The organism is Pseudomonas sp. GR 6-02 (assembly GCF_001655615.1).
Classification (GTDB): domain Bacteria; phylum Pseudomonadota; class Gammaproteobacteria; order Pseudomonadales; family Pseudomonadaceae; genus Aquipseudomonas.
Genome location: NZ_CP011567.1, coordinates 1,143,803 through 1,166,722 on the forward strand (window position 1 = coordinate 1,143,803; position 22,920 = coordinate 1,166,722).

Annotated in this window: 20 protein-coding genes; 12 read left to right on the forward strand and 8 right to left on the reverse strand. The window is 60.1% G+C overall.

Features of this window, described 5'->3' with window-relative positions; genetic code table 11:
• Positions 1-2: 2 nt before the first annotated feature.
• The 8 genes from secF to PGR6_RS04970 all read left to right on the forward strand — a co-directional run bounded on the left by secF (position 3) and on the right by PGR6_RS04970 (position 8,528).
• On the forward strand, positions 3-917 hold the full coding sequence (gene secF / locus PGR6_RS04935; RefSeq protein ID WP_018926706.1) for a protein translocase subunit SecF: 915 nt from the start codon (positions 3-5) through the stop codon (positions 915-917).
• 120 nt (positions 918-1,037) lie between these two features.
• A complete protein-coding gene (locus PGR6_RS04940; protein WP_018926705.1) occupies positions 1,038-1,586 on the forward strand; it encodes a glycine zipper 2TM domain-containing protein in 549 nt (182 codons plus the stop codon).
• Between the two features lie 136 nt (positions 1,587-1,722).
• The gene (xerD, locus tag PGR6_RS04945) at positions 1,723-2,619 is read left to right on the forward strand and encodes a site-specific tyrosine recombinase XerD (protein ID WP_007934017.1); all 897 of its coding nucleotides are present in this window, start codon (positions 1,723-1,725) and stop codon (positions 2,617-2,619) included.
• A 264-nt stretch (positions 2,620-2,883) separates the two neighbouring features.
• Positions 2,884-3,615 carry a DsbC family protein gene (locus PGR6_RS04950; RefSeq protein ID WP_018926704.1) on the forward strand — a complete coding sequence of 244 codons (732 nt, stop codon included), beginning with the start codon at positions 2,884-2,886 and terminating at the stop codon, positions 3,613-3,615.
• 134 nt (positions 3,616-3,749) lie between these two features.
• The gene (locus PGR6_RS04955) at positions 3,750-5,054 is read left to right on the forward strand and encodes a homoserine dehydrogenase (protein ID WP_018926703.1); all 1,305 of its coding nucleotides are present in this window, start codon (positions 3,750-3,752) and stop codon (positions 5,052-5,054) included.
• A gap of 66 nt (positions 5,055-5,120) precedes the next feature.
• On the forward strand, positions 5,121-6,530 hold the full coding sequence (thrC, locus tag PGR6_RS04960) for a threonine synthase (RefSeq protein ID WP_019651847.1): 1,410 nt from the start codon (positions 5,121-5,123) through the stop codon (positions 6,528-6,530).
• A gap of 133 nt (positions 6,531-6,663) precedes the next feature.
• Positions 6,664-8,037, forward strand: a complete 1,374-nt coding sequence (locus PGR6_RS04965; RefSeq protein WP_064616235.1) for a transporter substrate-binding domain-containing protein — start codon at positions 6,664-6,666, stop codon at positions 8,035-8,037.
• A gap of 203 nt (positions 8,038-8,240) precedes the next feature.
• A complete protein-coding gene (locus tag PGR6_RS04970; protein WP_019581629.1) occupies positions 8,241-8,528 on the forward strand; it encodes a DUF3509 domain-containing protein in 288 nt (95 codons plus the stop codon).
• A gap of 171 nt (positions 8,529-8,699) precedes the next feature.
• On the opposite strand, the gene PGR6_RS04975 is transcribed toward PGR6_RS04970, so the two are convergent.
• Positions 8,700-9,626: a TIGR02285 family protein gene (locus PGR6_RS04975; RefSeq protein ID WP_064616236.1), complete on the reverse strand. Its 927-nt coding sequence runs from the start codon at positions 9,624-9,626 to the stop codon at positions 8,700-8,702.
• Entirely contained in the window at positions 9,607-10,806 is a 1,200-nt protein-coding gene (locus PGR6_RS04980; protein WP_018926698.1) for a CaiB/BaiF CoA transferase family protein, read from the reverse strand. The genes PGR6_RS04975 and PGR6_RS04980 overlap by 20 nt, the downstream gene beginning before the upstream one ends.
• A gap of 149 nt (positions 10,807-10,955) precedes the next feature.
• On the opposite strand from PGR6_RS04980, the gene PGR6_RS04985 reads away from it, so the two are divergent.
• The 3 genes from PGR6_RS04985 (at position 10,956) to PGR6_RS04995 (ending at position 14,610) form a co-directional block, all read left to right on the forward strand.
• The gene (locus PGR6_RS04985) at positions 10,956-11,498 is read left to right on the forward strand and encodes a YaeQ family protein (RefSeq protein WP_007940622.1); all 543 of its coding nucleotides are present in this window, start codon (positions 10,956-10,958) and stop codon (positions 11,496-11,498) included.
• A 66-nt stretch (positions 11,499-11,564) separates the two neighbouring features.
• A complete protein-coding gene (recJ, locus tag PGR6_RS04990) occupies positions 11,565-13,274 on the forward strand; it encodes a single-stranded-DNA-specific exonuclease RecJ (RefSeq protein WP_064616237.1) in 1,710 nt (569 codons plus the stop codon).
• 229 nt (positions 13,275-13,503) lie between these two features.
• The gene (locus PGR6_RS04995; RefSeq protein ID WP_018926696.1) at positions 13,504-14,610 is read left to right on the forward strand and encodes an NADH:flavin oxidoreductase/NADH oxidase; all 1,107 of its coding nucleotides are present in this window, start codon (positions 13,504-13,506) and stop codon (positions 14,608-14,610) included.
• A gap of 103 nt (positions 14,611-14,713) precedes the next feature.
• On the opposite strand, the gene PGR6_RS05000 is transcribed toward PGR6_RS04995, so the two are convergent.
• Positions 14,714-16,339 (reverse strand): glucan biosynthesis protein D, encoded by a 1,626-nt coding sequence (locus tag PGR6_RS05000; protein WP_018926695.1) that lies wholly within the window; start codon positions 16,337-16,339, stop codon positions 14,714-14,716.
• Positions 16,340-16,749: 410 nt separating this feature from the next.
• On the opposite strand from PGR6_RS05000, the gene PGR6_RS05005 reads away from it, so the two are divergent.
• Entirely contained in the window at positions 16,750-16,935 is a 186-nt protein-coding gene (locus PGR6_RS05005; RefSeq protein WP_007940616.1) for a hypothetical protein, read from the forward strand.
• Between the two features lie 88 nt (positions 16,936-17,023).
• On the opposite strand, the gene PGR6_RS05010 is transcribed toward PGR6_RS05005, so the two are convergent.
• From PGR6_RS05010 to ydcS, 5 genes are all read right to left on the reverse strand, one after another.
• Entirely contained in the window at positions 17,024-18,448 is a 1,425-nt protein-coding gene (locus PGR6_RS05010) for a gamma-aminobutyraldehyde dehydrogenase (protein ID WP_064616238.1), read from the reverse strand.
• Between the two features lie 156 nt (positions 18,449-18,604).
• Positions 18,605-19,429 (reverse strand): ABC transporter permease, encoded by an 825-nt coding sequence (locus PGR6_RS05015; protein ID WP_019581623.1) that lies wholly within the window; start codon positions 19,427-19,429, stop codon positions 18,605-18,607.
• A complete protein-coding gene (locus PGR6_RS05020; RefSeq protein WP_019581622.1) occupies positions 19,419-20,363 on the reverse strand; it encodes an ABC transporter permease in 945 nt (314 codons plus the stop codon). The genes PGR6_RS05015 and PGR6_RS05020 overlap by 11 nt, the downstream gene beginning before the upstream one ends.
• Before the next feature lies 1 nt (position 20,364).
• Entirely contained in the window at positions 20,365-21,402 is a 1,038-nt protein-coding gene (locus PGR6_RS05025; RefSeq protein WP_064616239.1) for an ABC transporter ATP-binding protein, read from the reverse strand.
• Positions 21,403-21,674: 272 nt separating this feature from the next.
• The gene (gene ydcS / locus PGR6_RS05030; RefSeq protein WP_018926690.1) at positions 21,675-22,826 is read right to left on the reverse strand and encodes a putative ABC transporter substrate-binding protein YdcS; all 1,152 of its coding nucleotides are present in this window, start codon (positions 22,824-22,826) and stop codon (positions 21,675-21,677) included.
• Between the last annotated feature and the right edge of the window lie 94 nt (positions 22,827-22,920).

The window sequence follows — 22,920 nt, forward strand, 5'->3', positions numbered from 1 at the left end:
CCATGTTACGTACAATCAACTTCATGGGCGTTCGCAACTTTGCGTTCGGCGTCACATTGTTCCTTACCGCGCTGGCAATGTTCAGTGTCTTTCATAAGGGCATGAACTGGGGCCTGGACTTCACCGGCGGTACGCTCATCGAGCTGACCTACGAGCGTCCGGCCGATGTCACCAAGGTGCGTGAGCAACTGGCTACAGCCGGTTATCACGAAGCCATCGTGCAGAACTTCGGTGCGACTACCGATCTTCTGGTGCGCATGCCTGGCGAAGACCCGCAACTGGGTCACCAGGTGGCTGAAGCGCTGCAGAAAGTCGGCGGCGACAACCCGGCTCAGGTCAAGCGTGTCGAGTTCGTCGGCCCGCAGGTGGGTGAAGAACTGCGCGACCAGGGCGGCCTCGGCATGCTGATGGCGCTGGGCGGCATCCTGATCTACCTGGCTTTCCGCTTTCAGTGGAAGTTTGCGGTCGGTGCGATCGTGTCCTTGATCCACGACGTTATCGTGACCGTCGGTATCCTGTCGTTCTTCCAGATCACCTTCGACCTGACGGTGCTGGCGGCGGTACTGGCGATCATCGGTTACTCGCTCAACGACACCATCGTGGTATTCGACCGGGTTCGTGAGAACTTCCGCGTCCTGCGCAAGGCCAGCCTGATCGAGAACATCAACATCTCGACCACGCAAACCCTGCTGCGGACCATGGCGACGTCGATCTCCACCTTGCTGGCGATCGCGGCCCTGTTGTTCTTCGGTGGCGACAACCTGTTCGGTTTCTCCATTGCCCTGTTCATCGGTGTTCTGGCGGGTACTTACTCCTCGATCTACATCGCGAACGTGGTGCTGATCTGGCTGAACCTGAACAGCGAAGACCTGATTCCTGTGGCGACGAGCGAGAAGGAAGTCGACGACCGTCCATAACGGTTATCTTTTTCCTGCTGCAAGCCGAGAAGGCGCGAGTGTTGAACTCGCGCCTTTTTTCATGCTCCAAGGCTGGGAGAAGCGCGGGTTTGTCCCGTCTGTTATAGCCAGGAGGTTCATGTGAACAAGTCGTTGCTGGTTGGTGCGGTATTGGGTGCTGTCGGTGTGACTGCCGGTGGTGCTGTTGCCACCTACAAACTGGTTAAAAGCGGCCCTGAGTATGCACAAGTGCTGGCCGTTGAACCGGTCAAGACACAAATCAAGACTCCACGTGAAGTGTGCAAGGACGTTACGGTGACCCGGCAAGCGCCGGTGAAAGACCAACACCAGATCGCCGGTACGGTGGTCGGCGCCCTGGCTGGTGGCCTGTTGGGCAATCAGATCGGCGGCGGTACAGGCAAGAAAATCGCCACAGTGGCCGGTGCGGTCGGCGGCGGTTATGCGGGTAACAAGGTGCAGGAAGGCATGCAGGAGCGTGACACCTACACCACGACTCAGACTCGCTGTAACACGGTCAATGACATCAGCGACAAGGTCGTAGGCTACGACGTTCGTTATTCGCTGGACGGCAAGGAAGGCAAGGTGCGGATGGATCGCGATCCAGGCAATCAGATTCCGGTCGACAAGGATGGCAAGCTGATCCTGGGGCAGAACGAACCGGCCCGGTAATGAGCTGAGCGTCTACTCAAAAAGAAGCATCCCGCAAGGGATGCTTTTTTTGTGCCCGAATTTCATGTGTCACCTTCAACGTGTTATGCAAGACTCTTCATTTTTGCGGCCTTTTGCCCGCCAGTCCTGAGCCCCCATGCCTGCCATCGATCATCCCCTGATAGACCAGTTCCTCGACGCCCTGTGGCTGGAGAAAGGCCTTTCCGATAACACCCGCGATGCCTATCGCAGCGACCTGGCCTTGTTCAACGGCTGGTTGCAGGAAAAAGGCCTGGAGCTGATCAACGCCGGGCGCGAGTTGATCCTCGATCACCTGGCCTGGCGCCTGGAGCAAAACTACAAACCCCGTTCTACGGCGCGATTCCTCTCCGGCGTGCGTGGTTTCTATCGCTATTTGTTGCGGGAAAAGCTGATTGCCGTGGATCCGACCCTGCGCGTGGATATGCCGCAACTGGGTAGGCCATTGCCTAAATCCTTGTCGGAAGCCGATGTGGAGGCCTTGCTGGCCGCGCCGGACTTGAGCGAGGCCATCGGTCAGCGTGATCGCGCCATGCTTGAGGTGCTTTACGCGTGTGGCTTGCGGGTGACGGAGCTGATCAGCCTGACGCTGGAGCAGGTCAACCTGCGCCAAGGCGTGCTGCGGGTGATGGGCAAGGGCAGCAAGGAACGTCTGGTGCCGATGGGCGAGGAGGCGATTGTCTGGGTCGAGCGTTACATGCGCGATGCCCGTGGCGAGTTGCTGGGCGGGCGTCCCAGCGATGTGCTGTTCCCCAGCCAGCGCGGTGAGCAGATGACCCGCCAGACCTTCTGGCATCGCATCAAGCACCAGGCCAAGGTCGCCGGGATCGGCAAGTCGCTGTCGCCGCATACCTTGCGTCATGCCTTCGCCACGCACCTGCTCAACCACGGTGCCGACCTTCGGGTGGTGCAAATGTTGCTCGGCCACAGCGATCTCTCCACCACCCAGATCTATACTCACGTCGCCCGGGCGCGCTTGCAGGATCTGCATGCCAAGCATCACCCCAGAGGCTAATCAATGCGGGATGGTTACAAACCCTGTGGCGAGGGGGCTTGCCCCCCGTTCGGCTGCGCAGCAGTCGTCAAGCCTCACGCCTCGGTCCATATGTCGGATAGGGATCGCCAAAGAGGGGCTGCTTCGCAACCCAACGGGGGCAAGCCCCCTCGCCACACGGGCCTTATGTGGTAGGCTTTGCCGGTTTGCACGATGGGCGGTTATGACCCGGTGTTTCGGCACGGGCGTTCTGATCGTCCCATTTGTCCGCCTTCAGGAGTTCTCATGCGTCTGACCCAGATTTTCGCCGCTGCAGCCATTGCGTTGGTCAGCACCTTTGCCGTCGCCGATGACGCGGCCGACCAAGCCATTCGTAAAAGCCTGGAAAACCTCCAGCTCGACGTGCCGGTCGAAACCATCACCGCCAGCCCGCTGCCAGGTCTGTACGAAGTCAAGCTCAAGGGCAGCCGCGTGCTTTACGCCAGCGCCGACGGCCAATACGTGGTTCAGGGCTACCTGTTCCAGCTCAAGGACGGCAAACCGGTCAACCTGACCGAAAAGACCGAGCGCCTGGGCATTGCCAAACTGATCAATGGCATTCCTGTGGCTGAAACCGTGGTCTACCCGGCCATCGGCGAAACCAAGTCGCACATCACCGTGTTCACCGACACCACTTGCCCGTATTGCCACAAGCTGCACGCCGAAGTGCCTGAGCTGAACAAACGCGGCATCGAAGTGCGTTATGTTGCGTTCCCGCGCCAGGGCCTGGGCTCGCCGGGTGACGAGCAACTGCAAGCCGTGTGGTGTTCGAAAGACAAGAAAGCCGCCATGGACAAAATGGTCGATGGCAAGGAAATCAAGGCCGCCAAGTGCGATAACCCGGTGTCCAAGCAGTTTGCCCTCGGTCAGTCGATTGGCGTGAACGGTACACCGGCCATCGTTTTGGCTGACGGTCAGGTCATTCCGGGCTACCAGCCTGCGCCACAAGTCGCCAAACTGGCACTGGGCGCGAAGTAAATTCGCATCGTCACGGCCAGCCTTTGACGAGCGTGGTCCGGCGGCAGCATTTGCCGGGCCATCAATAGAGAGCCGCGAACCTGCGGCTGTTTTCACGGCCGGCCTCGAGTCGGCCGTTTTATGGGGAGTTCACAGTGAAACCGGTCAAAGTAGGCATCTGTGGGTTAGGGACCGTCGGTGGCGGTACCTTCAACGTACTTCAGCGCAACGCCGAGGAAATTGCTCGTCGTGCCGGGCGTGGAATCGAAGTGGCACAAATTGCCATGCGCACGCCAAAGCCTCAGTTCCAGACGACCGGTATTGCGATTACCAACGATGTCTTCGAAGTGGCCACGAACCCTGAGATCGACATCGTCATAGAGCTGATGGGCGGCTATACCGTTGCCCGCGAGCTGGTACTCAAGGCCATCGAGAATGGCAAGCATGTGGTCACCGCGAACAAGGCACTGATTGCCGTTCACGGTAATGAAATTTTCGCCAAGGCTCGCGAGAAGGGCGTGATCGTTGCGTTCGAAGCGGCCGTGGCCGGCGGCATTCCGGTGATCAAGGCGATCCGTGAAGGCCTGTCCGCCAACCGTATCAACTGGGTGGCCGGCATCATCAACGGCACCGGCAACTTTATCCTCACCGAAATGCGTGAGAAGGGCCGGACCTTCGAAGACGTGCTGGCCGAAGCGCAGGCCCTGGGTTACGCCGAAGCCGACCCGACGTTCGACGTCGAAGGCATCGACGCCGCCCACAAGCTGACGATCCTGGCGTCCATCGCGTTCGGCATTCCGCTGCAATTCGACAAGGCCTACACCGAAGGCATCACCAAGCTGACCACCGCTGACGTGAACTACGCCGAAGCGCTGGGCTATCGCATCAAGCACCTGGGCGTGGCGCGCAGCACCGCGGCCGGTATCGAGTTGCGCGTGCACCCGACGCTGATCCCGGCTGATCGCCTGATCGCCAACGTCAACGGCGTGATGAACGCGGTGATGGTCAACGGTGATGCTGCCGGTTCGACCCTGTTCTACGGTGCTGGTGCCGGCATGGAACCGACTGCTTCGTCGGTAATCGCCGACCTGGTGGACGTGGTTCGCGCCATGACCTCCGACCCGGAAAACCGTGTACCGCACCTGGCCTTCCAGCCGGATTCGCTGTCGGCCCACCCGATCCTGCCGATCGAAGCCTGCGAAAGCGCTTACTACCTGCGCATTCAGGCCAAGGACCATCCGGGCGTGTTGGCCCAGGTGGCGAGCATCCTGTCGGAGCGCGGCATCAACATCGAATCGATCATGCAGAAGGAAGTCGAGGAACACGACGGCCTGGTGCCGATGATCCTGCTGACCCATCGTGTGCTGGAACAGCACATCAACGATGCGATCGCTGCCCTGGAAGCCTTGGCGGGCGTGGTCGGTCCGGTTGTACGGATCCGCGTCGAGCACCTGAACTAAGCCGTTATCGTTCACCGGGCCCGCACGCGGGCCCGGCATTGCGAACACTGTCCATTGGAGTCAGTCATGCGTTACATCAGTACCCGCGGCCAGGCACCGGCCCTGAATTTCGAAGACGTCCTGCTGGCCGGTCTAGCCACCGACGGCGGTCTGTACGTCCCGGAAAACCTGCCACGTTTCACTCAGGAAGAAATCGCTTCCTGGGCCGGCCTGCCGTATCACGAACTGGCCTTCCGGGTGATGCGCCCGTTCGTCACCGGCAGCATCCCCGATGCCGATTTCAAAAAGATTCTTGAAGAAACGTACGGCGTGTTTTCCCACAACGCCGTTGCGCCGTTGCGTCAGCTGAACAGCAACGAATGGGTGCTGGAGCTGTTCCACGGCCCGACCCTGGCGTTCAAGGACTTCGCCCTGCAACTGCTCGGTCGCCTGCTCGACTATGTGCTGGAAAAGCGCGGTGAGCGCGTGGTGATCGTCGGCGCTACCTCCGGTGACACCGGTTCGGCGGCCATCGAAGGCTGCAAGCATTGCGAAAACGTCGACATCTTCATCCTGCACCCACACAACCGCGTGTCCGAAGTGCAGCGTCGCCAGATGACCACCATCTTCGGCGAGAACATCCATAACATCGCCATCGAAGGCAACTTCGATGACTGCCAGGAAATGGTCAAGGCGAGCTTCGCCGACCAGAGCTTCCTCAAGGGCACTCGCCTGGTAGCGGTGAACTCGATCAACTGGGCGCGGATCATGGCCCAGATCGTTTACTACTTCCACGCAGCCCTGCAACTGGGTGGCCCGGCGCGTTCGGTATCGTTCTCGGTGCCGACCGGCAACTTCGGCGATATCTTCGCCGGTTACCTGGCGCGCAACATGGGCCTGCCGATCAACCAGTTGATCGTCGCCACCAACCGCAACGACATCCTGCACCGCTTCATGAGCGGCAATCAGTACGTCAAGGAAACCCTGCACGCCACGCTGTCGCCGTCCATGGACATCATGGTCTCGTCGAACTTCGAACGCCTGCTGTTCGACCTGCACGGTCGCAACGGCGCGGCGATTGCCGGTTTGATGGACACCTTCAAGCAGGGCGGCGGTTTCAGCGTCGAGCAGGAACGCTGGACCGAGGCGCGCAAGCTGTTCGATTCGCTGGCGGTGGATGACGCCCAAACCTGCGAAACCATTGCCGAAGTCTTCGAGCAAACCGGCGAGCTGCTGGACCCGCACACCGCCATCGGCGTGAAGGCCGCGCGCGAATGCCGTCGCAGCCTGGATATCCCGATGGTGATCCTGGGCACGGCTCATCCGGTCAAATTCCCGGACGCGGTGGAAAAAGCCGGTGTAGGAAAAGCACTCGAACTACCTGCACATCTTTCTGATTTGTTTGAGCGAGACGAGCGTTGCACCGTGTTGCCGAATGACCTGAAAGCCGTGCAGGCCTTTGTCAGTCAGCATGGCAACCGCGGCAAGCCACTGTAACCGGTAAAAGCTGTCACATTTTGAAGCCCGTCTCCTGACGGGCTTTCTCATTTCTGCATGCCACACTTGTCGGGTTTCGTAAATGAAGAGCCGCCCATGAAGGGCGGGCGAGACGATCACCAAGGAAGTGGCAATGCTGTTTTTTAGAGGGTTTAAACCAGCTGCGTGCTGGATATTTCTGGTCGGCGCCATGAGCGTTGCTCAATGGGGGCTGGCGGCGCAATTGGCGGCTTATGAGCCCCGGGGGGCGGTCGCCGAGGCCGCTATCGGGCTAGACGCTCAGGAGCTGCAATGGATTGCGGAACATCCGACGGTCACGGTCGCGTCGGCGCAGTACCCGTTGTATCTGTTCAAGGATGAGCATGGATACTGGAGCGGGTTGAACAACGATGTGCTCAACCGCATCAGCGCCATGACAGGGCTGAAGTTCCTCCATGAAGAGACGTTTTCCACCGATCAATTGCTGGAGCGGCTGGAAAGCGGCGCGGCAGACATTAGCACCACACTGGCAATGAGTGAGGAGCGCAAGGAGTTCCTGGATTTCAGTCATGCGTTCGGTGGTGCGGGCTGGGTGTTCGTCGGGCGAGCGGGCGCGCCAGCGGTGCAATCCATGCAGCAGCTGTCGAAAAGAGTACTGGTGCTGCCAGCCCGGCATGCGCTGGAGGCGACCATTCGTCGCGACTATCCGTCCATCGAGCTGCGTTCGGTCAAAACCTACGCCGAGGCCAGGGCGCTGGTCGAAAGCGGCGAAGCCTACGCCACCATCGAGAATGAAACCGGGGCGCAGCTCTATCCGTCAGGGCAGCTCAAGGTGGGCGATACGGTGGAGGGTAAATGGGAAGCTGATCATCTGGCGCTACGCAAAGGGCAGCCGCAATTGTTGAGCATCCTCAACAAGGCGCTCGAAGCGTTTCCGCCTGCCGAATTACGCGCGATTCGCTTGAAGTGGCTCGATGGCATTGTTCCCGTACAGACGCCTTCGACCTGGCAGCAAATAACCGAATGGGGCTGTTGGAGCGTTTTTTTCGCCAGTGTTTTTGCGCTGCTATCCCTGCTGTGGAACCGGCGACTCACGGTGTTGATCCAGCAACGTCGGGACGCGGAAAAAGATCTCAATGACCAGCTCGCCTTCCAGCATGCCTTGATAGACGCCATGCCCGATCCGATGTTCGTGCGTGATCTGGAGGGGCGCTTGATCATGTGCAACAAGAGTTATGAAGAGGGGTTGTCGACCCGTTTCGACCAGATTCAGGGGCGTCGACTGATCGAGCTCGATGTCTTGCCCAAAGAAACCGCCGAGCAACTGCACGCCGAGTTCATGGCCCAGCTCGGTACGCGCAAGACCCGCTTCAGCGAACGTCAGTTGATGTTCAAGGACGGCGTCAGGGACATCTATCAGTGGACGGTGCCGTTTTACAGTGCCGACGGTCAATTGCGAGGACTGCTGGGCGGATGGACCGATCTGGCCAAGCGGAGACAAGGCAGGCGTAAAGCGCAATGCCTGTAGCAGCTGCTACAAGGCATGTGTCTCGGGTGAAAGGGTTTAAACGCGGCTGTTTTTTTACTGTCATCTTTTCCGGGCATGCTTTATCCACCAGAGGCGCCGGTGCGCCTGCCGTTGGAATCCAGAACTTTCTTCTCGGGCCTGGGGTCATTTACTGTGGATACGCCCCAGGCACTTTGTTTGCGGACTATTGAGTGGTGATCGAGATGGAAAGTATCAGTCTATTGCTCGGCGAGGCTCTGAGCCCGTACCAAGTCACGTTGACCCCATCGGGTGCCCATGGCGAATGCCTGGTGACGCTCAAGAGTGCGACCGGCGCTATCGTGGTCGAACGGCTGTTCAATCAGGCCCAGTTAACCGATAAACGTCTGCTGACGGATGTCGTCGACGGCTTGCACCGTGACGTGCTGATCGCTGAAGGACGCCTGGAGCCCTGTGTTATCGCGGCGTTGCGCAATGCTGCTCAGGACAAGCGCCTGGCCAGCCGAAATTGAAGTGTTTTTTGTGGGAACCTTCCTGCGCCAAGGTCAGTCAGACCATGTAACGGCAGGATCAAGCATTGTGCTCCGGTGCTTGTAGCTTGCTGCTACGGGTCTGTAATACAGGCCACGTTTAACCCCGAGTTGTCTCCCCACTTCTCGGGGTTTCTTTTTGCCTGCGATTTGTCATTGCGTGGCCTGATGCTCGAAAAAGGCCTTGGTTTCTTCCAGGTAATCCTTGCGTCTTTGCGGGTCGAGCCAGTCGGCATACAACGGGTCCAGGTGCTCGCGGGGCAGGGCGCGCAATAGTCGGTTGATTTCACTGATCGCCTGTCGACCCTGGGGCGTATTCGAGCAACCGATGTACACGGGCATGTAGTTGCCCGTGCCTTTGACCGGGTAGAACTCCAGTTGCTCATCGGCCAGGTTTTCCTGATGGGCCTGATAGCGGATTTCCGGCCAGTAACCCAATACCACCTGCAAACGCCCCAAGCGTTGCATCTGCAGCAGGCTGCCGAGGGCGTCATTGCCATAGTGTGGCGTCAGCGCGCCGGCTGGCGCCTGTTGCAGCAGTGTGTCGAGGAACTCACCGTAACGGCGCTCGGCGATCACACCGACTTTCTGTCGACCGCTGGCCAACAGGGCCGCCAGATCGACTTCACCGTTGGAAAGAAACGGCTCCAGCACCGACCGATCTTCACGTCGGATCACCAGCCCATTGCTGACCACCCGGAAGGCCGGAATGGAATACGTGATCCACTGTTCGCGCTCCCTGCTCCAGACCAGCGAGGGGTCGCAGGTAAAGGATGATTCGTGAAGCATCTGTATGCCGCGGGCGCGATTGACCCGTATCAGGGTGTGTTCGTACTGCGGCATACCGGCGATCAGCAGGGGCATCAATTGGTCAATGACGCCCTGGCCTTTTTTCGGGCCTTCGAAGATCGTCAGTGGCGGCAGGTCGCGCAACAGCCAGAACAAATGCTCCTTAGGTTGCGCCAGGGCCGGGGATATCAGGCCCGACAACAGCCCGAGCGCCGCCAGCAGGCGCCCGATGCCGGCGTAATCGAGGACAGATGAAAGCAGGCGATTCAGCTTAGATGGCCCCGTCTTCACGCAGTCGTGCGATCTGTGCCGGGTCGTAGCCCAGATCGTGGAGGACTTGCGCATTGTGTTCACCCAACTGCGGCCCGACCCATTCCGAGGTGCCGGGTGTCTCGGAAAGCTTCGGTACGATGCCGGGCATCTTGAAGTCCTTGCCGTCGGGCAGCTTGGCTTGCAGGAACATTTCCCGGGCCAGGTATTGCGGATCGCTGAACATGTCTTCGGCGCTGAAGATCCGGCTGGCGGGAACGTCGGCCTGGTTCAATTGCTCGATCACCGCGTCCAGTGGCAGTGAGTTGACCCAGCGATCGATCACCCCGTAAATCTCGTCGCGACGGCTGTCACGCCCGTCGTTGCTGGCCAGCACTGGGTCGTTGGCCAGATCCTCGCGGCCGATGATCAGCATGAATCGCTTGAAGATCGCATCGCCGTTGGCGCCGATCTGCACGTGTTTGCCATCGGCGCTGGTGTGGATGGAGGAGGGTGTGATGCCTGGCATGATGTTGCCGGTGCGTTCGCGGATGAAGCCGAACACATCGAACTCCGGGACCATGCTTTCCATCATGGCGAAGATCGCTTCATACAGCGCCACGTCCACCACTTGCCCCAAACCGCCGTTGACCTCGCGATGACGCAAGGCCATCAGTGCGCCGATCACGCCCCAGAGCGCGGCAATCGAGTCGCCGATGGAAATCCCGGTGCGCACTGGCGGCCGGTCCTCGAACCCGGTGATGTAGCGCAGGCCGCCCATGGACTCACCGACCGCACCGAAGCCCGGCTGATCTTTCATGGGGCCGGTCTGGCCAAAGCCCGAGAGCCGCACCATCACCAGTTTCGGGTTCAGTGCGTGCAAGACTTCCCAGCCCAGGCCGAGCTTTTCCAGCACGCCGGGGCGAAAATTCTCGATCAGGATGTCCGCTTCACTGAGCAGCTGTTTCAGGATCGCCAGGCCATCGGGGTGTTTCAGGTTCAGGGTCAGGGATTTCTTGTTGCGCGCCTGAACGAACCACCACAGCGAGGTGCCTTCATACAACTTGCGCCATTTGCGCAACGGATCACCGCCGTCCGGTGACTCGATCTTGATCACTTCGGCGCCGAATTCGCCGCAAATACGCGAGGCAAACGGCCCGGCAATCAACGTACCCAATTCGATGACTTTCAGACCCGAGAGCGGTTTATTGGAGAACGGCATGCGAAATCCTGTAGGACAAAGGCTGAGCGAATACAGCGTTTTATCATAGGCCGACATCCATCGCCCAAAGTTGATTCGCCTTCAATTCGTTGATTGCCCTCTTGCATCGGTTAGACTTGCCGCCTTTCCCCGTATCAAGAAGCCCGTTCATGGCCCAGCCGTCCACGACCTACAAGTTTGAACTGAACCTCACCGACCTCGACCGCAGCGTCTACGAGAACGTGAAGCAGACCATCGCCCGTCACCCTTCGGAAACCGAAGAGCGCATGACCGTGCGGCTGCTGGCCTACGCCTTCTGGTACAACGAGCAGCTGTCTTTTGGCCGCGGTCTGTCAGACGTGGATGAGCCGGCGCTGTGGGAAAAGAGCCTGGACGACCGTGTCCTGCACTGGATCGAAGTCGGCCAGCCAGACGCCGACCGCCTGACCTGGTGCTCGCGCCGCACCGAACGCACCAGCCTGCTGGCCTACGGCAGCCTGCGTGTCTGGGAAGGCAAAGTGATCCCGGCGATCAAGACCCTGAAAAACGTCAACATCGCCGCCGTGCCCCAGGAAGTGCTGGAAACCCTGGCCAAGGACATGCCGCGCGTTATCAAGTGGGACGTGATGATCAGCGAAGGAACGATTTTCGTCACCGACGACCGTGGTCAGCACGAAGTCCAGTTGCAATGGCTGGCCGGCGAACGCGGCTGATTATTCGCCGCTTGGCCGCGTCACCCGGTTTTATCCTACGTATTCAAGAGAAGCACCTGTCACCCCATGCGCATCGAACCTCGCCTGTTGCCCGACACCCTGCCATTCCTCGGTGATATTCCACCGCTGCTGACCCGCCTTTACGCGGCGCGGGGCGTGCAGTCCGAGGCTGAACTGGACAAGAGCCTGGCGCGGCTGATTCCGTTCCAGCAGCTCAAGGGCATCGAGGCGGCGGTGGATTTGCTGGTAACGGCGCTGGAGCAGCGTCAGCGGATTCTGATCGTTGGCGACTTCGATGCCGATGGCGCGACGGCCAGTACCGTGGGCATGTTGGGGTTACGTCTGTTGGGCGCGGCGCATGTCGACTATCTGGTGCCAAACCGCTTCGAGTACGGCTATGGCCTGACCCCGGAAATCGTCGAAGTGGCGCTGACCCGCGAGCCGCAGTTGCTGATCACCGTGGACAATGGCATTTCCAGCGTCGAAGGCGTGGCAGCGGCGAAAAAGGCCGGGCTCAAGGTGCTGGTCACCGATCACCACTTGCCCGGCGACGAGCTGCCGTTGGCCGATGCCATCGTCAATCCGAACCAGCCGGGTTGCGAATTCCCGAGCAAAGCCCTGGCCGGTGTCGGGGTGATTTTCTATGTACTGATGGCCCTGCGCGCGCGCCTGCGCAGCCTGGGCTGGTACGAGAGCAAGCCGCAGCCGAACATTGGCGAATTGCTCGACCTGGTGGCGCTGGGCAGCGTCGCCGACGTGGTGCCGCTGGATGCCAACAACCGGATTCTGGTGCATCAGGGCCTGGAGCGAATTCGCGCCGGGCGCGCGCGGCCGGGGATCAAGGCGATCCTTGAAGTGGCCAAGCGTGATCATTCGCGCATCACCTCCACTGACCTGGGCTTTATCCTCGGCCCGCGTCTGAACGCGGCAGGGCGGCTGGATGACATGAGCCTGGGCATCGAGTGCCTGCTCACCGAAGACGCTGGCGCCGCCCGTGAAATGGCGGCTCAGCTGGATGGCATGAACCAGGACCGTAAATCCATCGAGCAGGGCATGCAGCGCGAGGCGCTGGCCCAACTCAAGGATCTGCCGGTGGAATCGATGCCGTTCGGCCTGTGCCTGTTCGATCCCGAGTGGCACCAGGGGGTGATCGGTATCCTCGCCTCGCGTATGAAAGAGCGTTATTTCCGTCCGACCATTGCCTTTGCCGATGCTGGCGACGGCCTGCTCAAGGGGTCGGGGCGTTCGGTTCAGGGCTTTCACATTCGCGATGCCTTGAGCGTGGTCGCGGCGCAACATCCGAACCTGATCAGCAAATACGGCGGCCACGCCATGGCGGCCGGCCTGACCTTGCCGGAAGCGAATTTTCCGTTGTTCGCGCAAGCCTTCGACGCCGAAGTGCGCAGGCAAATGCGCGAAGAAGACCTGACCGGGCGACTGCTGTCGGACGGCACCCTGGCGGTCGAGGAGTTTCACCTGGAACTGGCCCGCGCCCTGCGCCACGCCGGGCCTTGGGGGCAACACTTTCCGGAGCCGTTGTTTCACGGGGTGTTCCAGTTGGTCGAGCAACGAGTCGTTGGCGAGCGGCACCTCAAAGTGGTGCTCAAGAGTGAATGCGGCTCGGTGAAGCTGGATGGCATCGCCTTCGGGATCGATCGGGATATCTGGCCGAATCCAACCATCAAGTGGGTCGAATTGGCCTACAAGCTCGACCTCAACGAGTTTCGTGGGAACGAGACTGTGCAGTTGATGATTGCCCACATCGAACCGCGATAATGTCTAACTGCTGTTGTGGTTTTGGTTTGACCTCAAATTGGCGGTGTTTCATTTCTTGAACCCTCCCTGATCCCGCGATGTCGACTAGGCTCTAAGCACTGCTTGATTATCCTTGTGACGTCTTGTCGAATTTTTTGCCCGCGGGGGCGGGTGCTGCACCTTTTTCCTGTCACTCGTCGACTATTCAAACAGAACCCTGGAGCCTGCCCACTGATTTGAGAGGTGCCCCATGAGTCTGCTGCTTGAACCCTATACCCTTCGTCAATTGACCCTGCTTAACCGCATCGCGGTGTCACCGATGTGCCAGTACTCCAGCGTCGATGGGCTGGCCAATGACTGGCATCTGGTCCATCTCGGCAGCCGCGCGATCGGCGGCGCAGGTCTGGTATTCACCGAAGCCACGGCGGTCACCGCCGATGGGCGTATCACCGCCCAGGACCTAGGTCTCTGGAATGATCAACAGATCGAACCCTTGCAACGTATTACGCGTTTCATTGCCGCTCAGGGCGCCGTTGCCGGCATCCAGCTGGCCCATGCCGGGCGCAAGGCCAGCACGCATCGGCCGTGGCTGGGCAAGCATGGCAGCGTCAAGCCGGAAGATGGCGGCTGGATCCCGGTCGGCCCTTCGCCGATCGCTTTCGACCCCCAGCACACCCCACCCAAGCAGCTTAATGAAAGTGAGATCGCCGAGGTCGTCCAGGCTTTCGTCGATTCGGCCAAACGGGCGTTGATCGCCGGTTTCAAAGTGGTCGAAGTGCACGCCGCCCATGGGTATCTGCTGCATCAATTTCTTTCGCCCTTGAGCAATCAACGGCGCGATCAGTACGGTGGTTCATTCGAGAATCGTATTCGGCTGGTGCTGCAAGTCACCGAAGCGGTGCGGGCCGTGTGGCCTGAAGAGTTACCGGTGTTTGTGCGAGTATCGGCCACCGACTGGGTGGAAGACGGTTGGAACCCCGACGAAACCGTGGAGCTGGCGCGACGCTTGAAAGATCTGGGTGTGGACCTGATCGACGTTTCGTCGGGCGGTACGGCGGTAAATGCCGAAATTCCTACAGGGCCCGGTTATCAGACCCGATTTGCTGAGCGGGTACGTAAAGAGTCGGGCATTGCCACCGGCACGGTAGGCATGATCACCGAGCCAGCCCAGGCCGAGCATATTCTGCGTACCTGTCAGGCCGACATCATCTTCCTCGCCCGGGAGTTGTTGCGTGATCCGTATTGGCCGCTGCATGCCGATGACGATCTGGGTGGGCACAAGGCGATCTGGCCGGCGCAGTACCAACGGGCCACCCATCGTGACCAGCCGATTCATGAATCGGATTTGCGTGACTGAAGGCCGCTGTAAAAACGAAAAGCCCCGGTCGGGTTGACCGGGGCTTTTTGATTTCTGGTTCGGGATATTGGGCGGTTGTTCGGCCCGGACCCCGTCTAATACCTCAGGTGTACTTGCGCTTATCAGGCGCCGGCGGGAAATACTGGTACAGCCAGGTTTCACTCAACGTGCGGTCATTGGTGCGAATGAACAACCGCAGCTCCACCGGCGCCACGCTGTCATTGGTCGGGTACCAGTCAAAGGTGATTCGGTAGCCCTTGATGTCATCGAGCACCAGCACGTTGAAATCCTTCACCTGACCGTTCGAGCAGGTCACCACCGGTTCGATCCCCGCGCCTTCGGGCAAGCGGTCCAACCCGCCGCCGGTGAAGTCCACGGCAAAGCGGCGTGCCCAGACTTCAGGATAATGCTCACCCGGTGCCCAGCCTTCGACAAAGCCGCCCATGCCCGAACGGGTCGCGTTGACCCGCGCCAGCGGCGTACCCGTCGGTGGCAAGGCGCTCCAGTAGAGCTTGTAGCCGTAGTTCAGGGAATCACCGGCGGCCACCGGTTTCTTCGGCGTCCAGAACGCGACGATGTTGTCCAGGGTTTCGCCGGTCGTAGGAATTTCCAGCAAATCGATAGAGCCTTCGCCCCACGCGGTTGTAGGTTCTACCCACAGGCTCGGGCGCTTGCTGTACCAGTCGACGGTGTCCTGATAACTGTCGAATTCATGGTCGGTCTGCACCAGGCCAAAGCCTTTCGGGTCGGTGTCGGCGAAGGCGTTGAATTGCAGGGTGGCCGGGTTGTTCAGCGGACGGCAGATCCACTCGCCGTTGCCACGCCACATGGCCAGGCGATCGGAGTCGTGGATTTGCGGGTGAATGGTGTCGCACATACGGCGTTCGTGGGTGCCGCAGCTGAACATGCTGGTCATCGGTGCGATGCCCAGTTGCTCGATGGCGGTGCGGGCATTGACGTGGGCGTCGACTTCCATCACCACGCGCTCGGCCTGGCAATCGATGTCAAAACGGTAGGCCCCGGTGGCGCTTGGCGAATCGAGCAGGGCGTACACCACGAATCGGGTGCTGTCCTTGTCCGGTGTCTCGAACCAGAACTTGGTGAAGTCCGGGAACTCTTCACGCTTCTTGGCGTAGGTGTCGATTGCCAGGCCGCGGGCCGACAAACCGTACTGGCCGGTGGCGTCTACCGCACGGAAATAGCTGGCGCCGAGGAACGACAAGACGTCGTGCTGATCCAGCTCCGGGGCCTTGAACAGCTTGAACCCGGAAAATCCCAGGTCGCCCTTGAGCTGCTGGGTATCGACGGTGGTTTTTTCATAATTGAACAGCGACGGGCGGAAATGCACCTCGCGCGCCAGTCGAGTCTTGGGATCGACGCTGTACATGCGCACTGGCTGCTTGAATCCCATGCCGACGTGGAAGAACTGCACGTCCAGCTGACCTTTCAGATCCTTCCACAGCGAGTGATTGCCGTCGTAGCGGATCGCGTTGAAGTTCTGCGGCGTCATGGTTGCCAGCGTCGGCGGCAGCACCTGTTTGGTGTCCTGATACGGCTTGCCGGCGAGCTGTTTGGCCTGGTTTTTCAGCGCTTCGAAGTCGAACGCCTGGGCGTCGCCATCGGCAGTGCCACTGCCGGCCCAGGCGTTTGCGGCCAGCAGGCCGGTGGCCGAGAGACCGGTGTAAGCCGCGATGGCCATGGACGCTTTGAGCAAATTCCTGCGATGCATAAGTACAACCTGTCGTGAACAATCCCGCGCCGTTCCTGGCACGTGCTGGATCAGAAATAGCGGTTCGGACATGCCTTGGCCAAACACAACGGACTGTAAAGAGATGCCAAATAGCTTAAACCGTTCGATTACAGAGCAAAAATGATTGATAGCACCGCGACAGCGCGGCAATGAAACAAGACATGTCAGGTAACGTTTCTCACAGCGTTTTCTGATTTATAGGGCATATCTGCTTTTTTTGACTAATTACTCTAAAAACCGCTTTTCAGCGCCGATTTAATTTCTATTCTATGGGCATGACCGGTTTCGGCCCTTCAGGCCGGTGGGTTCAGTGCACACAAGACGGCCGCTGAAAGTGATAGGGCGATGCGGTTTTGCAGTTTTCTTTGACGTATAGAAGGACATCGTCCATGTCGAAAGTACAAGGCATCACTGAAATGTTAGGACTCTTTCCCTGCCTGGCCACCGGGCGGCGAAGGCGTCGTCTCAGTTCGGAGGAGTTGAAGTTGGTGGAGCGCTATCGCGAGCTGTCGGAGAGTGACCGGATTGCGATGCGCTATCTGGTGGATGCGATGAGGAGTGTTTCGCGGTTTTGAGGTGCAAAGGCTTTGTCCGTTGAGCAAAAGATCGCGGCCTGCGGCAGCGCTTACAGGAGAACTGCCGCAGGCCGCGATCTTTTCGCTTTTAATGCTTGAACATCACATGCCGCACAACCGTGTAGTCCTCCAACCCATACATGGACATGTCCTTGCCATAACCGGACAGTTTCTGACCACCGTGCGGCATTTCGCTGACCAGCATGAAGTGGGTGTTCACCCAGGTGCAGCCGTACTGCAGGCGCGCAGACAGGCGATGGGCGCGGCCGACGTCCGAGGTCCAGACTGACGATGCCAGGCCGTACTCCGAGTCGTTGGCCCAGGCCAGCGCCTGCGCTTCATCGGTGAATTTGGTTACCGATACCACCGGCCCGAACACTTCGCGGCGCACGATCTCGTCGTCCTGTTGTGCGTCGGCCAGCACCGTCGGTTCAAAGAAGAAGCCATTGCCTTCCACTGGCTTGCCGCCGGTGATCAACCGAATGTGCGGTTGCGCCATGGCCCGCTCGACAAACCCGGTTACGCGGTCACGATGTTGCGCGCTGATCAATGGGCCCAGCTCCGTCGACGGATCATCCTGCAAGCCGTACTTGAGGCTGCTGACCGCGGCGCCGAGCTTCTCGACGAAGGTGTCATAGATGCCTGCCTGAGCGTAGATGCGGCAAGCGGCAGTGCAGTCCTGCCCGGCGTTGTAGAAACCGAAGGTGCGAATGCCTTCCACGGCGGCGTCGATGTCGGCATCGTCGAAGATGATCACCGGCGCCTTGCCGCCCAGTTCCATGTGCATGCGTTTGACGCTGCCGGCGGTGCTGGAAATGATGTTCGAGCCGGTAGTGATGGAGCCGGTCAGCGACACCATGCGCACTTTCGGGTGGGTGACCAGTGGGGTGCCAACGGAAGGACCACGACCGAACACCAGGTTAAGCACACCCGCCGGGAAAATCTCCGACGCCAGTTCTGCCAGGCGCAGGGCGGTCAGCGGGGTTTGTTCCGACGGCTTGAGCACCACGGTATTACCGGCGGCCAGGGCTGGGGCGACTTTCCAGGCGAGCATCATCAGCGGGTAGTTCCATGGCGCGATGGAGGCAATCACGCCGACCGGGTCGCGGCGGATCATCGAGGTGTGGCCGTGCAAGTATTCACCCCCCAGCGCACCGCTCATGCAACGGCTGGCCCCGGCGAAGAATCGGAACACGTCGGCAATCGCCGGGATCTCGTCGTTCAGCGCGGCGCTGTAGGGTTTGCCGCAGTTGTCCGACTCCAGTTTGGCCAGCTCTTCGCCATGGGCTTCGATGATGTCGGCGAGTTTGAGCAGCAACAGCGAGCGTTCTTTCGGCGTGGTTTGCGACCAGCCTTCGAAGGCGCTATCGGCGGCGCGCACGGCGGCGTCGACCTGGGCTTCGCTGGCTTCGTTGATTTCCACCAGTACGCGACCGAGGGCCGGGTTGAACACGGCTTGGGCGGGGCCGTCGCCGGCGACCAGTTGGCCATTGATCAAGAGTTTGGTTTGCATGGCTTTGTCCTCCGAAGCTGTTGTTTTCCCTCTGTGGAAACCGAATCTCTGTAGGAGCGAGGCTTGCCCGCGAAGCTTTTGACGTTCTTGAGGACGCCTTCGGGCAAGCCTCGCTCCTACAGAATCCGCTTCCCACATTGGGAAATGAGTTGTCAGTTATTTTCCGCCACTACCCGCAACACTCTCCCCACCACGGGTCAGGTAATACGCGCCGAGAATCGGCAACATGGTCACCATCATGACCAGCATCGCCACGACGTTGGTCACCGGCACGTCTCGAGGGCGGCTGAGCTGGTTGAGCAGCCACAACGGCAAGGTGCGTTCGTGGCCGGCGGTGAAGGTGGTGACGATGATTTCGTCGAACGACAGGGCAAACGCCAGCATGCCGCCAGCCAGCAACGCCGAGCCGAGGTTCGGCAGGACGATGTAGCGGAAGGTCTGCCAGCCGTCGGCGCCGAGGTCCATCGACGCTTCGATCAAACTGTAGGACGTGCGGCGCAATCGGGCGATGACGTTGTTGTAGACGATCACCACGCAGAAGGTCGCGTGACCGATCACGATGGTGAATACCCCCGGCTCGATCCCCAGGGTCTTGAAAGTCGCCAGCAGCGCGATCCCGGTGATGATCCCCGGCAATGCAATCGGCAGGATCAGCATCAGCGAAATACCTTGCTTGCCGAAGAAGTCCCGCCGGTACAACGCCGCCGAGGCGAGGGTGCCGAGGATCAGCGCAATCAGCGTGGCGATGGCGGCGATCTGCAGTGACAGCTTGATCGCCTCCAGTACGTCGGGCCGCGAGAACGCCACGGCGATCCACTTCAGGGTGAAGCCCTTGGGCGGAAAGCTGAACGCTGCGTCTTCGGTGTTGAAGGCATAGAGGAAGATGATCAGGATCGGGAAGTGCAAGAACAGCAACCCGCCCCAGGCGGCGATGCGCAGGCCCAGGGATGCCCGGTCTTGAGAGGAAGCGTCAGAGCGCATCGAAGGCCCCCAGGCGTTTGACGATGGACAGGTAAATGGCGATCAGCACGATCGGCACCAGCGTGAAGGCCGCCGCCATCGGCATGTTGCCGATCGCCCCTTGCTGGGCGTAGACCATGCTGCCGACGAAGTAGCCCGGTGGGCCCACCAGTTGCGGCACGATGAAGTCGCCCAGTGTCAGTGAAAACGTGAAAATCGAACCGGCCGCGATCCCCGGAATCGACAGCGGCAGAATCACTTGCATGAAGGTCTGACGCGGCTTGGCGCCCAGATCCGCCGAAGCTTGCAGCAAGGACGGCGGCAAGCGTTCCAGTGACGCCTGGATCGGCAGGATCATGAACGGCAGCCAAATATAGACAAACACCATGAACCGCCCCAGGTGCGAGGTCGATAGGGTGCTGCCACCCACTCCCGGCATCCCGAGTACGAACTGCAACACCGGCTCCAGGTTCAGGTACTGAACGAACCACTGGGCCACGCCGCCCTTGGCCAGCAGCAAGGTCCAGGCATAGGCCTTGACGATGTAACTGGCCCACATCGGCATCATCACCGCGATGTAGAAAAACGCCTTGGTGTTGCCGCTGGTGTAGCGCGCCATGTAGTAGGCGATTGGGAAGGCCACGATTGCACTGGCGATCGACACGACGATGGCCATGCTCAGGGTGCGCAGGATGATGTCGAAGTTCGATGGCTGGAACAGCGCTGCGAAGTTCGCCAGGGTCAGGTCGGGGGTGACCGTCATGGTGAAGTCATCGAAGGTGTAGAAGCCTTGCCACAGCAGAGTCAGCAGCGAGCCGAGGTAGATGGCGCCAAACCACAGCAACGGCGGCACCAGCAGCAGCGACAGATACAGGTTCGGCCGCCGGTACAGCAGGTTGGAAAACCGGCGCAGCGGCGAGCCGTTGGCCGGGGTTCGAGAGATCACACTGTCCATCTCATACCCCGCCTACAACATTGTCGTGCAGCGCAATCATCGCCTCGCGCGCCCAGCGAGCGCTGATGCGTTGCCCGGGCTGATGTTGCGCACTGACGTCCAGCCACTGGACGTTGGCCTGGCTGATGTTCAGGATCTGGCCGTTTTCCAGTTTCAGTTCATAGCGGGTGGCGCTGCCCTGATACTGGATGTCATGAAGCACGCCGCTGACTTCTATTTCATGGCTGGCCAGCGGCCCTTCGGCGAAACGCACGTGTTCCGGGCGGATCGAAAACGGCTGAGGATTGCCGCTCAACTGCCGGGCCAGATCACCGCGTATCACATTGGACGTGCCGACGAATTCGGCGACGAAGGTGGTTGTCGGTTTCATGTAGAGGTGGCGCGGCGTGTCGACCTGTTCGATACGCCCCTTGTTGAACACCGCCACGCGGTCGGACATCGACAACGCTTCGGTCTGGTCGTGGGTGACGAAGATAAAGGTGATGCCGAGCTGACGTTGCAGCTTCTTCAGTTCGCCTTGCATTTGCTCGCGCAGCTTCAGGTCGAGGGCGCCCAAGGGTTCGTCGAGCAACAACACGCGAGGGCGATTGACCAGCGCGCGAGCCAGGGCCACACGCTGGCGTTGGCCGCCCGACAGCTGCACCGGTTTGCGCTCGCCGTAGCCGTTGAGGGCGACCATGTCGAGGGCTTCTTCGGCGCGTTTGTGGCGTTCGCTCTTGCCGACGCCTTTGACTTTCAAACCGTAGGCGACGTTGTCGAGTACGTTCATGTGCGGGAACAGCGCGTAATCCTGGAACACGGTGTTCACGTCGCGCTGATACGGCGGCAGCCCGGCGGCCTCCAAGCCATGGATGCGGATGGAGCCGGTGCTCGGCTGTTCGAAACCGGCGATCAGACGCAGGCAGGTGGTTTTACCTGAGCCAGAAGGGCCCAGCAGGGAAAAGAACTCGCCGTCCTGGATGTCGATGGAAACCCGGTCAACGGCCTTCACCTCACCGAACTGACGGGAAACGTTGGTGAACTGGACTGCAAGCGTCATGGATACGGTGCTCCCAAAAAGCGGGGGGCCATCACAGCGGCCCCTGCCTGGACTTCTGAAAAAGCTGAATCGGTGTGCTTTTTTAGCTGGAATGCTCACTGTGGCGAGGGGGCTTGTCGGACCGCCGCACCGCCCCATTGGGCTGCGTAGCAGCCCTGAAAAGGAGAGCGCGGTTTATCTGTTAGACCGCGGTGACTGGTTCCAGGGCGGCTTCGCCACCCAACGGGGGCAAGCCCCCTCGCCACAAAGCTCCCTCGCCACAAGGGGGTGTATTACCTGCCTCCCATAATCGCGATGTAGTCCTGGGTCCAGCGGCTATAAGGCACGTACTTGCCACCCTCAGCCTGCGGGGTTTTCCAGAAGGCGATCTTGTCGAACTGGTCGAAACCGTTGGTTTTGCACCCCTCGGCCCCCAACAGTTCGCTTGCCTTGCACGCCGCCGGAACGGCCGGCAGCGAACCGAACCAGGCGGACACATCGCCCTGGACCTTCGGCGTCAGCGACCAGTCCATCCATTTGTAAGCACAGTTCGGGTGCTTGGCTTCGGCGTGCATCATGGTGGTGTCGGCCCACCCGGTGGCGCCTTCTTTGGGGATGGTCGAGGCGACTGGCTGTTTCTCGTTCATCAGGCCGTTGACCTGATACGGCCAGGAACTGGAAGCCACCACGCCTTCGTTCTTGAAGTCACTCATCTGCACGGTGGTGTCGTGCCAGTAGCGGTGGATCAACTTTTGCTGGGCGCGCAGCAGGTCGAGAACGGCCTTGTACTGTTTTTCGTCGAGCAGGTAAGGGTCCTTGATGCCCAGTTCCGGCTTGGCGGTTTTCAGGTACAGCGCCGCGTCCGCGATGTAGATCGGGCCGTCATACGCCTGCACGCGGCCCTTGTTGGATTTGCCGTCGGGCAGCTTCTGCTCTTCGAGTATCACGCTCCAACTGGTCGGCGGCTGTTTGAACACGTTGGTGTTGTACATGAGCACATTCGGCCCCCATTGGTACGGGGTGCCATAGGTTTGCTTGTCGACCACGTACCACGGCCCATCCTTCAGGCGCGGATCGAGATTCTTCCAGTTGGGGATCAATGCGGTGTTGATCGGCTGGACACGCTTGCCGGCGATCAAGCGCAGGGAGGCATCGCCGGACGCCGTCACCAGGTCGTAACCGCCCTTGGCCATCAGGCTGACCATCTCATCGGACGTACCGGCCGTCTTGACGTTGACCTTGCAGCCGGTTTCCTTCTCGAAAGCGCTGACCCAGTCGTAAGCCTTGTCGCTTTCGCCCCGTTCGATATAGCCGGGCCAGGCAACGATATCCAGCTGACCTTCGCCGGCACCGACGGCTTTCAGCGGTTCGGCGGCCTGCAGGCTGGCGCTGGCCAGAAGCGCCGTGGCGATTGCACTGAGCAGTGCGGTCTTGTGTTCGAACATGGGGTTTCCCTCTTCTTTAATTAGGGTCGGGACAGCGTTGAACGGGGTAGTTCGCCACGAGTGGCTTGTTATTAGCGTAGTGCGCTTTGTGGGA

Bases quoted from the DNA above. Each gene is read 5' to 3' on its own strand.
- PGR6_RS04985 (WP_007940622.1), top strand. From the start codon at position 10,956: ATGGCCCAGCCGTCCACGACCTACAAGTTTGAACTGAACCTCACCGAC.
- secF (WP_018926706.1), top strand. From the start codon at position 3: ATGTTACGTACAATCAACTTCATGGGCGTTCGCAACTTTGCGTTCGGC.
- PGR6_RS04995 (WP_018926696.1), top strand. From the start codon at position 13,504: ATGAGTCTGCTGCTTGAACCCTATACCCTTCGTCAATTGACCCTGCTT.
- thrC (WP_019651847.1), top strand. From the start codon at position 5,121: ATGCGTTACATCAGTACCCGCGGCCAGGCACCGGCCCTGAATTTCGAA.
- PGR6_RS05005 (WP_007940616.1), top strand. From the start codon at position 16,750: ATGTCGAAAGTACAAGGCATCACTGAAATGTTAGGACTCTTTCCCTGC.
- PGR6_RS05000 (WP_018926695.1), bottom strand. From the start codon at position 16,339: ATGCATCGCAGGAATTTGCTCAAAGCGTCCATGGCCATCGCGGCTTAC.
- recJ (WP_064616237.1), top strand. From the start codon at position 11,565: ATGCGCATCGAACCTCGCCTGTTGCCCGACACCCTGCCATTCCTCGGT.
- PGR6_RS04965 (WP_064616235.1), top strand. From the start codon at position 6,664: ATGCTGTTTTTTAGAGGGTTTAAACCAGCTGCGTGCTGGATATTTCTG.
- PGR6_RS04950 (WP_018926704.1), top strand. From the start codon at position 2,884: ATGCGTCTGACCCAGATTTTCGCCGCTGCAGCCATTGCGTTGGTCAGC.
- PGR6_RS04970 (WP_019581629.1), top strand. From the start codon at position 8,241: ATGGAAAGTATCAGTCTATTGCTCGGCGAGGCTCTGAGCCCGTACCAA.
- ydcS (WP_018926690.1), bottom strand. From the start codon at position 22,826: ATGTTCGAACACAAGACCGCACTGCTCAGTGCAATCGCCACGGCGCTT.
- PGR6_RS05025 (WP_064616239.1), bottom strand. From the start codon at position 21,402: ATGACGCTTGCAGTCCAGTTCACCAACGTTTCCCGTCAGTTCGGTGAG.
- PGR6_RS04980 (WP_018926698.1), bottom strand. From the start codon at position 10,806: ATGCCGTTCTCCAATAAACCGCTCTCGGGTCTGAAAGTCATCGAATTG.
- PGR6_RS05010 (WP_064616238.1), bottom strand. From the start codon at position 18,448: ATGCAAACCAAACTCTTGATCAATGGCCAACTGGTCGCCGGCGACGGC.
- PGR6_RS05015 (WP_019581623.1), bottom strand. From the start codon at position 19,429: ATGCGCTCTGACGCTTCCTCTCAAGACCGGGCATCCCTGGGCCTGCGC.
- xerD (WP_007934017.1), top strand. From the start codon at position 1,723: ATGCCTGCCATCGATCATCCCCTGATAGACCAGTTCCTCGACGCCCTG.
- PGR6_RS05020 (WP_019581622.1), bottom strand. From the start codon at position 20,363: ATGGACAGTGTGATCTCTCGAACCCCGGCCAACGGCTCGCCGCTGCGC.